The sequence below is a fragment of the Pseudomonas sp. PA-1-3F genome (genome assembly GCF_021609665.1).
In the GTDB taxonomy this organism is placed as follows: domain Bacteria; phylum Pseudomonadota; class Gammaproteobacteria; order Pseudomonadales; family Pseudomonadaceae; genus Aquipseudomonas; species Aquipseudomonas paracarnis.
Genome location: NZ_WJZD01000044.1, coordinates 26,663 through 41,901 on the forward strand (window position 1 = coordinate 26,663; position 15,239 = coordinate 41,901).

A 15,239-nucleotide genomic window follows, 5' to 3' on the forward strand; every position below is an offset into this window, starting at 1 on the left:
CCTCAAGTAGAGAGACTCAGCCATGCTCAGCTTGAATAGCCATACCCCCACATTGACTGTTACCGATCCGAGAAGTCTACCCGTTCGCTCGGTGAAGTATTTACGATCGACTGCCTGCCAAGCGGCACAGGCACACATCGACCGCACTGCGCATGACGCGGTAGGCAGAGCGACAGCGCGCTGGGACCCGCGTCTGCAGTCGGTGCAAAAAGACGACCCGCAGGTGCCTGCCAACCTGAATATCCTTCACTCGCTTGGCTGCCAAGTATTGTTGATTCAAAGCGTCGATGCGGGTTGGGATGTTCAACTGTTCGGTGAGGCTGGGCAGGGTGTGCAGTTCTGGAATGGGCGCGGTAGTCAACGCCGCGTAGTATTCGATGCGCTACTGCGACCTGTGGCGATTATTGAAAATTCAGCCTGCACCGAGCGCTTTGCATACGGGATGGCTGAGCCGACTGCGGCTGAACGTAATCAATGTGGGCGGGTGGTGCGCCAAGATGACCCGGCCGGTACTCGTCATTTCGACTACTACGGGGTAGCTGGCGAGCCGATAGCGCAAACCCAGCGTTATCTGCAAAGCCTGGATATGCCTGATTGGCCACTGCCCTTCGATGAGCGGGATAATTTGCTTGAGCAAGCAGCCGGTGCTCGCAGTACTTTGCAGTTCAACCCGGTGGGCAATGTGCTGGAGCAAACCGATGCGCAGGGTAATCGGCAGCGTTTCAATCACACCATCGACGGCCGATTGCGCGAGGCCTGGCTGCAGCTGAAAAACGCGACCGCCGCGCAGCGGCTGGTACATGACATTCACTACAACGCTCAAGGACAGATAGAACAGCAAACGGCAGGCAACCAGGTCACCAGTCGGTTTGATTACTGCCCGAAAGACGGGCGATTGAACCGTCTGAGCGCTGCCGGGCCTAGCGACGAACCGCTACAGGATTTGCACTACGTCTATGACCCGGTGGGCAATATCCTTAGCCTTGAAGACAAGGCCCTGCCGGTGCGCTTCTTTGCCAACCAACGCATCGAGCCGATCAACCGCTATACCTACGACAGTCTTTACCAGTTGATCGAAGCCACCGGCTGGGAGGCCGGCAGCGCTAATCGCGGGCCTGCTCATCTCGAGGATCCGGCTGCCGTGGCTAACTATCGTCAAACCTATCGTTATGACGCCGCAGGTAATCTGTTGGAGCTGATCCACCACGGCCCACAGCAACATGGGCGTGTGTTGACGGCGGCCAAGCACAGTAATCGCTGCCTGCCCGAGGTGGGCGGGAGGCCACCGACCGAAGCTGAGATTGCCGAAGCCTTCGATGCCAGCGGCAACCTGTTGATGTTGGACCGGGGCCGAACACTGAGTTGGGATGCACGTAACCAACTGAGCCATGTGCATATGGTGGAGCGCACGTTGCGCCTCAATGACACCGAGCGCTACGTCTACGGTGCCGACGGCATGCGCCAGCGCAAGGTGCGCACGACGCAGACCAACGCCCGCACCTTGGTCAGTGAGACCCGATATCTACCAGGGCTGGAAACGCGCGATGGGGATGGCGAGAAACTGCACGTCGTCACCGTCCAGGCCGGCCGCACCACGGTGCAGGTGTTGCATTGGGAAGGCGCGGCGCCGCAGCAACTGGCGAATGATCAATACCGTTACACCCTTAGCGATCATCTGGGCTCTTGTTCGCTGGAACTGGACAGTGAAGCGCGGATCATCACTCGCGAGACGTATCATCCGTTTGGTACGACGGCCTTCACGCAGAAGGGTGATTCGAGCGAAGAGAGTTATCGCACGTTGCGTTATTCGGGTAAGGAGCGGGATGCGACGGGGCTTTATTACTATGGGTTCAGGTACTACGTGCCGTGGTTACAGCGTTGGATTAACCCTGATCCGGCGGGACGGATCGACGGTTTGAATCTGTATAGAATGGTCAGAAATAATCCGGTTTTGCTCAGAGATGATGAAGGTCTGGTACCTACGAAAGAAGAGATCAACAAGTCGGCATCGCCCTCTCTATTTCAAAGAATGCTGCCAGCCTGGCTGAAAAAAAACAGCGTGATCCAAGAGCGATCATCTACGCACATCGCTGAGACGCAAGTTTACGTGTGGATCCCGCCAAGCGGAGGCGCGGCCACGGCCAATATACTGGTGACCAGACAAACATTCCAAGATGGCAGTAACAGAATTAGTTACGTGGGAGCCAACCCTGATGGTAGTGAGGAACAAAACTCTTCCGTTCATGGATATATAGAGTATGTGGTGCGCGATGACGCTGAGAAACGAGTTGCAGATGTTCATTTGTTTGATGCAAAGCCCGAGGGGAAAGGCTACGGTTCCCTGCTGCTTTTAGAGTTGACGTATGACGCTGAGGAACAGTCGATTCAAAGGGTCGAAGCGAGTGGCGTAGCGATGAGTGCTACAGGTTTCTACTTGTTGGCGGGGTTTCATCCCAGTCGGGAGGGGCACGATACCTTGGAAAGTACGATTCCAGGGCCGATAGATTTTTGGGGGGGGGGGAGCCGACTGATAACCGGCTTGAGCGATGGTCGGATAGCACTATATCTCCCCGAAAGTTCAATGGTTATGTAGGGGCGAACGGTGTGAAACCTATAGATGAGTTTGGCGCAAAATTATATATGGCGCGACACAGTACTGCTACTTGGGAAGGGGAAACCGCACATATAAAGGAGCAGGCAAAACTGTCGACGATAAAGCGGGGATACTTCAAACAAGTTTAATGTTAACCGCAAGGGCCCTGGCGAGTAACTGTGTACAGGCGTTATACAGTCCAAATAAAAAGCCCCCACCCAACCCACTGCGGATAGGGGACGCAATGGGCTGGGCGAGGGCTTCTTGTACGACTGTTTTACTGCGCGATAGTTTTCACCGATACACCACGTTCAACCGGTGTCGAGCGACCGTAGATATCTTCGAAGCGTTCGATGTCGTCCTCGCCCAGGTAACTGCCCGATTGCACTTCAATGATCTCCAACGGGATCTTGCCCGGGTTGCGCAGGCGGTGCACCGAGGCGATCGGGATGTAGGTGGACTGGTTTTCGCAGAGCAGGAACACGTTGTCGTCACAGGTGACTTCGGCGGTGCCGCTGACCACGATCCAGTGTTCGGCGCGGTGGTGGTGCATCTGCAGCGACAGGCACGCGCCCGGCTTGACCGAGATGTGCTTGACCTGGAAACGCCCGCCCATGTCCACCGAGTCGTAGGAGCCCCACGGGCGGTAGACTTCGCAGTGGTTCTGGGTCTCGCTGCGGCCTTGCTCGTTGAGGGTGTTGACCATCTGCTTGACGCCCTGGACCTTGTCCTTGTGGGCAATCATCATCGCGTCCTTGGTTTCCACCACCACGATGTTGTCCAGGCCGATCACCGACACCAGTTTGCCGTTGCCATGCACCATGCAGTTGCGGCTGTCCTGGATCACTACATCGCCTTTGCTCACGTTACCGTTGGCGTCTTTATCGTTGACCGCCCACAGCGACGCCCAGCAGCCCACGTCGCTCCAACCGGCTGCCAGCGGGACTACGCAGGCGCGCTGGGTTTTTTCCATCACGGCGTAGTCGATGGAGTTGTCCGGGCAGCACGCGAACGTGGAGTCGTCAAAGGTCACGGTGTCGGCGGTCTGCTCGCTGCGTTCCAGGGTCAGCACGCAGGTGTCATAGATATCCGGGTCGTGCTTTTTCAGCTCTTCGAGGAAGCGGCTGGCGCGGAACAGGAACATGCCGCTGTTCCAGAAGTAGCCACCGCTTTTGACGAACTCGACCGCACGTTTTTCATCGGGTTTCTCCACGAACTGCTGCACGCGGCTCACGCCTTCAGGCAGCAGCGAGTCGTTGGTGGACTTGATGTAGCCGTAGCCGGTTTCCGGGCGGGTGGCCGGCACGCCGAACAGCACCATCTCGCCACGCTCGGCGGCCACGGTGGCCAGGGCCAGTGCGCGTTGCAGGGCTTTCTGGTCGTCGATCACGTGGTCGGCGGGCAGTACCAGCATCAAATCGTCACGGCCTTCGTTGACCAGCATCATCGCGGTCAGGGCCACGGCCGGCGCAGTGTTGCGGCCGAAGGGTTCCATCAGGATGCGCTGGCAGTCGAGCTTACGTGCGCTCAGTTGCTCGTTGACGATGAAACGGTGATCTTTGTTGCAGACCACGATGGGGGCGTCCATGCCTTCGAACACCAGGCGCTCCAGGGTTTGCTGGAACAAGGTGTGCTCGCCAGTCAGGGCCAGGAACTGCTTGGGGAACTGTTTACGGGAAAGCGGCCAAAGACGTGAGCCGCTACCACCGGAAAGGATTACTGGGATCATGGGTGTGTCTCCTTGAATCGATATGGGTCAGAGCTACGAAGGTTTGTCGTTTCACTCTTGTTTTTGTCTCGGTCCTGAGTTGAGCCCCGGTCAGTGTGGGAGCTGGCTTGCCTGCGATGGCGCCTACAAGACCGCCATCGCAGGCAAGCCAGCTCCCACAAGGGGGCGTGTCAACTCAGGGAAATAGTCAGCGGGTCGACACTGGGCGTTTCACCCACACTGGCGACAGGCTCGAACCAGAACCGGTGACATACAGCACCGCCGCTTCACCGCGTTCCAACGCAACCGGCTTCACATCGCCGACTTTCTTGTCACCGTCATACAACGCCAGGCTCACTTTCACCGGGTTGATCTCACGCTCGCCACGGCCCTTGGCAGCCACCGACTTGACCACATCGGTCTTGCCGTCGGCGGTTTTCAGGGTCAGGGCCTTGTCGCTGAGGTTCTGCACGCGCACCAGGGATTTCTGCTTGTTCTTGAACGGGGGCTCTTCAATCAACTGCGGCTGGCCGCTGCCACTGTTGACCAGGGTGTAGTAGTGGTCGGCAGCCAGTTTGACCGGCAAGGTCTGGCTGCCGACCTTGGCGCTGTAGTCGCCGCCCGGCATGAAGCTGAAGTCGCTGCTGGCCAGTGGCGCAACGTCGCTGAGGTTGGTGCTGCCGACGGTGGCGCTGACTTCCTGGTTGCTGGCGTTGTAGATACGTACAAAGCTGGAGCCTTTTGGTGCAGTCGGGCCGTACAGGGCGGCATCACCGGCAGCGAAGGCCGACAGGGATACGAAGCTCAAGCCTGCTGCGATAGCCAGGGTTTTAGCGAGACGACGAGGAGTAGTAGTGAAAGTCATGTGAGTTACCTCTCTTTCAGTTTTGCGCCCGGTCGGGCGTCTCGGATTTAGATGTGTTGATTGCCATGTTCTGTTGGCGCGAACCGGCTTGTTTAAGCTGCGCAACCCAGGCTGGGTCGGCATCACCGATTTCGTTATTCACGGGCAGATAGCGTTCAGGAAACTCCCAGATCAGCACCTGGGGCGGGCTGTTCTTGAAGTCATCACTTTTGAGATAGCTGAGCATCGGCAGGATCGGGCCATGGCCGTCTTCGGCGTAGCTGACTACGTCGCTGTGCAAGGCTTGCTTGAGTGCACCGACGAAGTTCCAGTTGGGGTTGGCGCTGTAGCTGGTGCCGACCAGTGCCACCGGGGTTTCGCTGTCGCTGAACAGCGCGTCATCACCTTTCTCTTCGGCCAGGTGGGTGACGCGTTTTTCCAGCGGCTCTTTAGGTGGCATCAGGTTTTCGAACAGCGGGTCCAGGGGCAGGAACAAACGCAGGTCGCCTTTATGCGGTTCGGTTTTCTCGGCCTCGGTGACAAAACGCTGCGGCTCGCCGCTCAGTGGGGTCTTGTCGGCAATCGCCTTGGCCAATTGCTTGGCGGCGACTTCGGCACCGTCCGGGGTCCAGTGGGTATCGGTACGCAGGAACACCTGCTTGCCGGCGAGCTTGGCCTGTTGCAGCGGGCCGAGCAGGTCTGGCGCCGGGATGTTGTCTGCCGCCACGCGGGCGTGGAAGTCCTGGTACAGGTTGGCGTGGATGCTCGCCGGTTTCACCTCACCCAAGTGCTCCGGGTACAGGCGTACCTTGGCCGGCACGATCGCCATCACCAGTTGGATGCCCTGGGCCTTGAGCTTCTGGCGTACGCCTTCGACCAGCGCGTAGTTGCCTTGCAGGTTCTGGTCTTCGTTGACGGCGGGGTTGAATTCCTCGTCGCTGTACAACCAGTGATCACGGCCCAGCACCACGCCAGGGCGGCCTTCATTGAACAGCTTGTAGTCCAGCGCTGCCCACAGGTTGGTGCCCAGGCGCTTGATCGGGAACTCGTCGTCGTAGTGAGTCTCGACGGCTTTGGTCCAGCGACCGTTAAGCACCGTGGCATCGGCGTTGGTGCTGAAGCCAAAGAAGCTGCGCAGTGACCAGGCGCCCAGTGCCAGCAGCAGCACCAGGAACAGGCTTATGTAGAGGACGCGTAATGAACGGGTCATGGTCGGCTCCCTCAGAATTGGAAGTAAAGGAACGGCGAGAAACTCTGCGCCGACAGTTTGAGAATCGACGCCACGAACAGCAGCAGCACCGCAGCGCGCATGGCGTAGCGTGGCCAGTCAGCGGTCCAGTAGGCCGGTTGCACGGCAGCGTCACGGCCCACGCTGAAACCGGGCTCGTGGATGCTGCCAGGATTGTCGCCGGGTACGGCCTTGATCAGGCTCGGGTCGGCTGGCTTGGCCTTGTCGGCCGGGCGGTTGGTGTAGAAGTCGCGCAGACCGAAAAACGCCAGCGTTGCGTAGGCCACCACCAGGGTTGCCACTTGCAGGCCGGTAAGGTTGGCGCGGTTGAGTTCCGACAACGACCATTCGCTGAAGCTGAACATCGCACCGTACATACGCCCGGCAACGTGCAGGTTTTCGGCGCGGAAGATCACCCAGCCCATCACCACCAGCAGGAAGGTAAAGGCCCAGCGCAGCACATTGAAACTGCGCGGCGCGGTGTTCAGGCCGATGGCTTTTTCAATCGCCAGCCACATGCCGTGCCAGGCGCCCCACACGATGTAGGTGATGTTGGCGCCGTGCCACAGGCCACCGAGCAGCATGGTCAGGAACAGGTTGCGGTAAGTGGTCAGTGTGCCTTTGCGGTTGCCGCCCAGGGTGATGTACAGGTAGTCACGCAGCCAGGTGGACAGGCTGATGTGCCAGCGCCGCCAGAACTCGGTGATCGACTGACTGATGTAGGGCTGCTTGAAGTTTTCCATGAAGCGGAAACCCATCATCAAGCCCAAGCCAATGGCCATGTCGCTGTAGCCGGAGAAGTCGAAGTACAACTGCGCGGTGTAGGCCAGCGCGCCGAGCCAGGCATCGCCTGTTGTGGGGTTTTGCAGGGCGAAGCAATGGTCGGCCACCACCGCCAGGGTGTCGGCAATAAAGACCTTCTTGATGAAACCCTGCATGAACCGCGTGCAGCCCTCGGAGAATTTATCCAGGGTGTGGGTGCGGTTGTTGAACTGGTCGGCCAGGTCACGAAAGCGCAGCACGGGACCGGCGATCAGGTGCGGGAAGATCGCCACGAACGCCGCAAAGTCGATGAGGTTGCGAGTCGCCGGAGTGTCGCCACGGTACACGTCGATGATGTAGCTGATGGACTCGAAGATGTAGAACGAGATCCCGATCGGCAACAGCACGTGGGTGAGGATGAACGGCTCCAGGCCCGCGGACTTCATCATCACATTGATGCTGTCGACGCCGAAGTTGGCGTACTTGAAGTAGCCGAGGATGCACAGGTCGACCGCCACGCCGAGCAACAGCCAGCGCTGCGCCGGCTTGGTGCGCACACCGGCGGCACCGACCTTGAGGCCGATCCAGTAGTTCCACAGCGTGACGGCCGCGAACAGCGCCAGGAAGTCCACTCGCCACCAGGCGTAGAACACGTAGCTGGCAATCAGCAGCAGCAGGTTGCGATAGCGTTGCCCGCTTAAGTAGTACAAGCCGAGAAAGATCGGCAAGAACAGAAACAGGAACACATTGGACGAGAAAACCATCCCGATCTCTCCATGTTTAACCAACAGTCAAGGGCCGGAGCCCCCCCAAACCCCCCCACGATTTCGGGGGAGGTTGTGATCGTTCCCACGCTCTACGTGGGAATGCCTCTTGTGACGCTGTGCGTCACGCTTTGGGACGCAGAGCGTCCCGTGCTGCATTCCCACGCAGAGCGTGGGAACGATCAGCGACTAGCTGCCTTTGTTGCCTTTTTCATGCGCCGGGTCGTAGACCTTGGTCAGGTCGCCGCCCAGGCGGAAGGTCTTGAACGGTTGCATGCCATGCTTGCGTTCGATCACGTCCGGGGCGCAGGTGTAGAGGGTGCAGAAGGGCTCAAGCCAGGCAAATTTCATGTCTTCCTTGAGGTCCTTCATGTCCTGCTCTTTGCCGTTCTTCTGCTCGAAGATGTCCGGGTCTTTCACCCCGGCCAGCACCTTGTCGCCCAGGCGCTTGAGCGCGCTGTTGTTTTCCTGGCGCAGGTCCACGCCGTTGACCAGGGCAAAGCTGGCGATCATCGACAGCGGCGGCAGGGCGTAGTTGTGGTACGACAGGGCGCGTTGCTGGCGCTTCAATTCGTTCGGCAGGAAGCCCTGGTCATCGACCTGGTTCACGCCGACCTTGTATTCCTTCACCGCCCAATCAAACAGGTCGCGGCGGTTGGTAGCGATGGACGTTGCCATCACCGACCAGGCGGCCCAGTAGGAGTGGTTGTTGGTTTTTTCCAGGGGCAGGTTGTCCCAGTCGCTCACCACCTGGTCGGCCAGCTTGTTGAACCAGGCTTCGATTTGCTGGGCTTCCTGCGGGTGCTTGGCCAGCGGCTGCGACTCGGAGAACTTCAAGCGCACATAGGCCGAGGCCATGCTGCCCAATGCCCATTTGCGCATGGACTTGCCGGTGTGGTTGAAGTCCTTGGACATCAACGCATCGGCCTTGGCCCATGACACCAGCCAGTTCAGGGTGCATTCGAGTTGCTGCGGGCGACCGTCACGCATGAACTGCATCACGCGCTTGCTGGTGTCTTTTTCCAGTTTGGTGATGTCGGCGGTGCTGTCGCGAAAGGCTTTTTCCGACTGCACATTCAGGGTCGAACGGGCCTTGTCTGAGCCTTCGTACTTGCTGCGAAACTGCAATGGCCCGGTGTAGGGCGTTGGCATGCTGTCGCAATCATTCTTGAAGTCGCCGGTCTTGAACGCTTCGATCGGTGCGAAATAGCCCTGGGGCGGGCGCAACGGCGCGGCCGCATTCACGGAGCCGGCAAACACGGCCAGGCCCAGCAGGGTAGGGAGCAATAACTTTTGCATAAGTAACCTCACTTCCCGAGTTGGGCGGTCTGCTGACCACCGCTTGGGAATACGTTGCGTGTGCAAATTTTCGCTTCAACCTTCTGCGCCGCAGCGCCCGCTTCGGGGCCCTGCACTTCCACGGCCAGCAAGTTCTGCGAGGCCCAGTCTTCATCGGTGCGCAGTTCAAAGGCGAAACGCCCGTCTGTATCGGATGTTTCGGGTTTCTCGATCTTGATGTCCTCGTGGCGCCCGTTCATGTACCAGAGGGTGGCTTGCAAGGTTTTCACCGACGGATCGGCGAAGCGGATATCGACCTGATGGTTGGCGTTGCGCAGGTCTTTGTTCGCGCTGTTGACCATCAGTTCGTTTTTGCCCGGTTTGAGCGTGGTGCTGGCCGACATCTGCGCGGTCTTGCCTTCGCAGCCGTTGTCCAGCAGCGCCATCATCTGGCGGTAGATGGTTTCCTGGTCGAGGCGGTACAGCGGCGAGAATTCCCAGATCAGGATCTTCGGTGGGCTCTTCTGGAATTCATCGCTGCCCAGGTACTGCAGCATCGAGCCTTCCAGGCCACCGCCGGGGAAGGCGACGTTGAGGATGTCAGCGCCAATTTCTTCTTCCAGGAAGCCGGCGAAGTTGTAGTTCTTGCCGCTGTGGCTGGTGCCCACCAGGGTGATCTGCGGGTTGCCCGAATCGCCGAACAGGTCGCCGTCACCGGCTTCGCCCTTGGGCTCGGTGGTGAACTGGTCCATGTACTGGATCGCATAGCTGGTGCCGCACAGTTGCCCGGCCATGTTGTGCAGGGTGCCGGTCTTGCCCATGCGGCCCGAGCGCTTGGTCTCGAATTCACGCTTGGGAATCTCGGCATATTCCGGCATCTGCTTGACCTTGGCCGCGACGATTTTCGCGGTGCGCTGGGCGCCGTACGGGGTCCAGTGCTGGTCGCCACGGAAGTAGAAATCGTGGGCCGGCAACTCATCCGGCAGTTGCTCGTTGGTCAGCGGCGACAGGTCTGGCACCACGTAGCCCATCTTGGCGAAACGCCCGAGCATGGTTTTGTAGTTGGTCAGGGCCTTGTCGAAATCGTACTTGGCCTTTTCCTCAGGGTTGAGCTTGTTGCGGTTCACCAGGCCACGGGTCGGCTGGTAGACCACCACCAGTTCCACGCCCTTGCTCTTGAACGCATCGTGCAACTGCTGCATGCGCTTGTAGCCGGCCGGGGTGGTGTCGAACTCGGTGCGCAGGTCTTCCTGGGTACGGAACAGCCAGTCGCCCTGGGCTTGCACCAGGGTGGTGAAGTTCTGCTGGTAGCGCGTGGTGTAGTTCTTGGCGTCATGGGCGGCCGGGCACAGGCTGCAGCACGGTTCGGCGGTGAAGGTCGGAGCTTTGACTTCATCGGCGCGTACGCCCTGGCTGGCCGCCAGCAGGCCGAGGGTCAGACCCGAGAGGCTCAGCAGTTTGATCATGTGTGGGTGCATAAGGGTCATCCTCAGTCCTGCAATTCGGTCTGGCGTTCGACGGGGTCGATCAGCACGGCTTTCTGCTGGCGCACCAGCAGGTCGAGAATTTCTTCCTGGCGGTCACCCAGGATGCCGGAGAAGCTGATACCGCTGGATTTGGTCGGCGCCAGCATCGACACGCGATACAGCTCGATACTCAACGGCGAGTCGATAGACAGCGGCCCGCTGCCGTTACCCGCCAGTTCACCGCCAACCACGATCAGCGAGACCTTGGCATCGAACGGGTCGAGGGCGATGTCGCGGTCGGTGTCGGTCAAGTCCTTGATGTGGCCGTACACGCCGGTCAGGCCGTTGGCCATCGAGGTGTTTTCGTAGAGCTTGATGTTCACGCTGTTACGCACGCGGATCCCGTGGCGACGGTTGCTGATCACCTTGTTGCCCCACAGCAGGTTGTCGCCGCTCTCATAGAGGGTGATGCCGTCGGTGTGGTTGCGGTAGATCTCGTTGTCGGCGATCAGGTTGTTCACGCTGTTACGGTCGATCACCAGGCCCGAAAGCTTGTTGTCATAGCTGCGGTTGTTGAAGATGAAGCTGTCGTTCACTTCCCGAGAAATGATGATGCCGTGCTTCTTCTTGGTGCCGTACACGGTGTTGTCCGCGATGATCAGGCCGTGGGAGCGGTCATGGGGGTCAATGCCGTAGACGATGTTGTCTTTGTAGGTATTGCCCTTGATCACAAAGCCTGTGGTCTCGTAGCAGTAGAAGCCGTACCACATGTCCGAGAACTCGGAGTCGATGATCCAACCGGTCGGCTCGGGGCGCTTGAGCACCTTGGCCATGTTCGGCGTGTACTGGGAAATACTCACCCCGTACGACTTACTGTTGGCGTAGCCGAAGCTGGCCATCTTGGTCTTGGAGATATAGGTCTCGGTGCCGCCCCAGGCCAGCAGGAACGGGCGGAACTCCTTGGGCGACTTGAACAGCGCCGGGCCGTTGGCTTTTTCATCCCAACCGGTGACCTTGGTATCGCGCACGAACAGCTGGCCGTCATTGATCAAAAATGAGCCGGCTTGCTGGGACAGGCGCAGTTCCTGGGTGTTTTTGTCGATATCGAGGATGCCTTTACGGCCCACCACGATCGGCAACTTGGCCAGGAACACGCCCGGCGACGTTTCGCTGAAGTACTGCTTGGGCACCTTGCCCAGCAGGTCCTTGAGGTTCATGTAGCCGTCGTCGACGAAGATCGCCTGGGGAATGCCGTGTTGGCGCACTACCCATTCGGCCATCTTGTTATCGCCGCCGATAAAGTCCTTGAGCGCGTCTTCCTGCATCATGCGGCGGATGCTGATTTTGCCCGCCTTGGTCTTGACGATTTTCTTTTCCATCGCCTGCGCGGTGTAGCCCGACAGGTCGGGCAGCGCCGGCTTGGCCATTTCCAGCGGCGCGGTGGGCGGGCTGGAGATGGTGTAGGTTTTGGCCTGTTGCAGTTCCTTGGCGATGATCGGCGCCTTGGCCGCCGTATCGGCAAACGCTGTGGCGCTGGCCATCAGCATTGCCGCGACGAGTAGGCTTTGAGCATTCATGGCGCAGGCTCCCATCAGAATTTCCAGACCACGTCGACAAACGCGCGGTGCATGTAGGAGTCGACCTGGCTGCCATAGGCATCGCCGGGCTTGAACACACCGGCACGCAAACGCACCAGGGCTGAAGGCTCGTCGATCGACTGGCTCAGCGCGGCTGGCAGCAAGCCTTTCTTGAAGTACTTGGTGACCACCAGGTCCATTTCTTGGCCGAGGTCTTTCTTGCCGTCTTCCAACGGCAGGGAGGTGCTGGAGAGGATCGCGCCGGTGACGTCATCGGTGTTGTTCTGCACCGCGTCGATACCGTTGCTGCCCACCGGCTTGTTGCCGTCTACGCGCCAGAACTTGTGGTACACCAGGCTGGCGTCATAGTCCTCGCGCAGTTGCCAGGAACCGAACAGGCTCATGGACTGCATGTTGTTCATCTCGCCGCGAAACGCTTCACCGAAGCGATGCACGCGGGACTGGGTGCCGGTCCAGTTCGAACGGTTGCTTTGCAGGCCGTTCTGTTCGTACTCGGCACTGGCGCGCGAGTACGCGGCACCCACTTGCCACTGCGGATCCAGGCGCAGGCGCACGCCGATATCGGTGGCCCAGCCGCTCAGGTCATCGCTGCGCTTGGCGCTGGTGGGGCGTGTGCCGTCGGCGTTCAAGGCGTTGACCTTGTCGCGGTCGCCGCGCATGCCGGTGATGCTTGCCCAGTAGTTGACGGTGTTGGTGTTGCGCCAGTTGTAGGCGTCGCTGTTGGCTTCGATGCCCAGCCAGGTCAGGTCGCCGTTTTCGCGCTTGTCCAACGGGTCGTTGGCGACACCCGGTTCGGCGTAGTCGAGCTTGCCGTCGTCATGGGTGTGGTGGCCGCGCACACCGATCCACTGGCCCGGCGTCCACTGGTAGGCAGCGTCGGCGTAGAAGTGCTGGCGGTCCTTGTCGACCGGCGACAGTTCCTTGAGGTCGGTGCGGTATTCGCTGAAACGTTCGGCAGCGCCGACATTGGCCTTGAGCAAGGTGGTGTCAAAGGTCCAATTCAGCGCTTCGATGTTGGTGTCGCGCCATTGGCCGTCGTCATTGCGCAGGCGCTGGCGGCCGAACTTGAGGATCTCGCCGGGGTAGGGCGTGAAGCCGCTGTAGCCGACCCAGAACTCACGCAGGGCCAGATAGTTTTTCTTGGCCTTGCGGTCGTCGTTGCTCGACTGCTGCTCGGTGGTGTCATCGGCCGACTGTTGCAGGGTGTCGGTCTCGATGATATCGCTGGAAACCACTGTCTGGCCCATGGCGTAGGCGCTCCATGCGCCGCTTTCGCCGTAGATCCAGGGGCGCAGGTCGAGGCCGATGCCGTTGACGTCGCCGCCTTTCTGGGTGCCGAGGTCGCGGTCATCTTCAGACTGCGCGGTGGCTTTGACTTCCAGGCCGAAGTTCTTGGCTTCGGTGAGCGCGGCCAGGGTCGGGCACGACCACAGCAGGGCGAAGGTCAGGCCGATACCGGCCTTGACGAATGGGTTGAGCTTCATAGGGATTCCTCGCCGTCTTCTTCTTGCAGGGCGTGCAGTTGCAGCGTGCTTTGGGCCAGGGTGCCGCGGGCGGCCAGTTCCTGTTGCACCAGGCGTTGGCCTTCGGCGCGTTGCTCAGGCGTCAGCGGCGCTTCGAGCTGGGTGGCCAGGTCATTGGCCTCTGGCGTGTCCTGGGCCTTGGCCAGTTGGCTGAAGACATAGGCGTTCAACGGGTCGGGCTTGGTGCCCTTGCCTTGGGAAAACAGTTGGGCAATGGCGAAGTCGGCGCTGTTCTGGCCGTTGCGCGCTGCGGTCAGCAGGTGGTCGAGGGCTTTTTGCGGGTAGACCTTGCCCAGGTAGCCACGGCGGTAAATCTGGCCGAGGTAGTAATCGGCGGCCACTTCACGGCCCACGGCTTTCTCGAAATGCGCCTCGGCAGCCTTGGCATCGGCCGGCACCCACTTGCCTTCGTAGTAGAGCTTGCCCAGCAGCAATTCGGCGCGTGGCTGGTCGGCGGCACGGCCGTTGTCGAGGTACTTCATCATCTGGTCGACATCGCCCAGTTCGGGGAAGTCGTAGAGCAGTTGCGCCAGGCTGACCCAGGACGCCGGGTAGCCAGGGGCGATTTTTTCCAGCAGGGCCTGGGCAGTTTTTTCGTCCGGGGTACCGAGGGTGGCATCGCCGAGTACGCGGGCCACGCTGTCGACGCGCTGCGCAGTCACGGTGCCACGGCTTACGCCTGCTTCCATTTGCTTGAGCAGTTCGGCCTGTTGTTCCGGCTGCTGTTTTTTCTGATAGACCGTGGCCAGCTCCACGTAGCAGATATCCGTGGTGGTCAGCGCGGCTTTGCAGATGCGCTCCACATCATCCAGGTGCTGATCGTAGGTACCCTGGGTGCGATACAGCAGCACTTGGGCCAGGCCGGCCTCCGGGTAACCCGCCGCCTGCCATTGGCTGATCTGCTGTTGGGCATTCACGTTGGGAAAGCTGTGGGGGTATTGCAGGTACAGCATTGCCAGCGGGATCAAGGTATTGCCTTCACCATTGGCAAAGGCTTTTTTCAGCAGGCTTTCGGCTTCATGGTGTTCGGCCTCAGTGGCGCCGGGCTTGGCCGCCAACAGGCGACCCAGGCGTGCCTGGGCACGCGGCGAGGTGTCTGCCGCCGCACGGTAGGTGGCTTCGGCCTGTTTGATTTGCGCCGGGTCGCGGGTGCCGACCTGGATATCGGCCAGGCCCACCTGGGCCTCGCTGTAGCCCAGGTCTGCCAGTTGCTGGTAATTCTGCTGCGCGGTGACGGTGTCGCCGCGCTTGAGGGCTTCGTTGGCCAGGCGCTGGTCGGGCAGGCCGGCGCAACCGGCCAGGCTGATTGCTAGGGCGATCAACGCTACCGAACCAATGTGGGCACTGCCTTTGTGGCGAGGGAGCTTGCTCCCGCTGGAGGGCCGCGCGGCCCCCACAACCCGCCCCCGCCCCGGCCTCGATCCGGAGGAAGCCCCCCCTCCCCACTCACACCCCCCCCCCACCGCGTGGGGGTG

General features: G+C 60.2%; 10 protein-coding genes. 1 reads left to right on the forward strand and 9 read right to left on the reverse strand.

What is annotated here, in order from left to right:
* Positions 1–22 precede the first annotated feature (22 nt).
* Positions 23–2,593, forward strand: a complete 2,571-nt coding sequence (locus tag GIV26_RS24180) for an RHS repeat domain-containing protein (protein ID WP_236282498.1) — start codon at positions 23–25, stop codon at positions 2,591–2,593.
* A 277-nt stretch (positions 2,594–2,870) separates the two neighbouring features.
* Here GIV26_RS24180 and GIV26_RS24185 read toward each other — a convergent pair whose 3' ends face one another.
* From GIV26_RS24185 to algK, 9 genes are all read right to left on the reverse strand, one after another.
* Complete coding sequence (locus GIV26_RS24185) at positions 2,871–4,322, reverse strand: mannose-1-phosphate guanylyltransferase/mannose-6-phosphate isomerase (RefSeq protein ID WP_127880839.1); 1,452 nt, start codon at positions 4,320–4,322, stop codon at positions 2,871–2,873.
* Positions 4,323–4,509: 187 nt separating this feature from the next.
* On the reverse strand, positions 4,510–5,166 hold the full coding sequence (locus GIV26_RS24190) for an alginate O-acetyltransferase AlgF (RefSeq protein WP_032893493.1): 657 nt from the start codon (positions 5,164–5,166) through the stop codon (positions 4,510–4,512).
* 16 nt (positions 5,167–5,182) lie between these two features.
* On the reverse strand, positions 5,183–6,355 hold the full coding sequence (locus tag GIV26_RS24195) for an alginate O-acetyltransferase (protein ID WP_054921024.1): 1,173 nt from the start codon (positions 6,353–6,355) through the stop codon (positions 5,183–5,185).
* An 11-nt stretch (positions 6,356–6,366) separates the two neighbouring features.
* The gene (locus GIV26_RS24200) at positions 6,367–7,899 is read right to left on the reverse strand and encodes an MBOAT family O-acyltransferase (protein WP_003188730.1); all 1,533 of its coding nucleotides are present in this window, start codon (positions 7,897–7,899) and stop codon (positions 6,367–6,369) included.
* 189 nt (positions 7,900–8,088) lie between these two features.
* Positions 8,089–9,198, reverse strand: a complete 1,110-nt coding sequence (locus GIV26_RS24205; RefSeq protein WP_054898941.1) for a mannuronate-specific alginate lyase — start codon at positions 9,196–9,198, stop codon at positions 8,089–8,091.
* Positions 9,199–9,206: 8 nt separating this feature from the next.
* Positions 9,207–10,655, reverse strand: a complete 1,449-nt coding sequence (locus tag GIV26_RS24210) for an alginate O-acetyltransferase (protein ID WP_034128799.1) — start codon at positions 10,653–10,655, stop codon at positions 9,207–9,209.
* Between the two features lie 11 nt (positions 10,656–10,666).
* Positions 10,667–12,235, reverse strand: coding sequence for a mannuronan 5-epimerase AlgG (gene algG / locus GIV26_RS24215; protein ID WP_236282500.1), 1,569 nt, complete (start codon positions 12,233–12,235; stop codon positions 10,667–10,669).
* Positions 12,235–13,725: an alginate export family protein gene (locus tag GIV26_RS24220; protein WP_236282501.1), complete on the reverse strand. Its 1,491-nt coding sequence runs from the start codon at positions 13,723–13,725 to the stop codon at positions 12,235–12,237. The genes algG and GIV26_RS24220 overlap by 1 nt, the downstream gene beginning before the upstream one ends.
* Complete coding sequence (gene algK, locus GIV26_RS24225) at positions 13,722–15,101, reverse strand: alginate biosynthesis TPR repeat lipoprotein AlgK (protein ID WP_236282503.1); 1,380 nt, start codon at positions 15,099–15,101, stop codon at positions 13,722–13,724. Before algK ends, GIV26_RS24220 begins: the two co-directional genes overlap by 4 nt.
* Positions 15,102–15,239 lie beyond the last annotated feature (138 nt).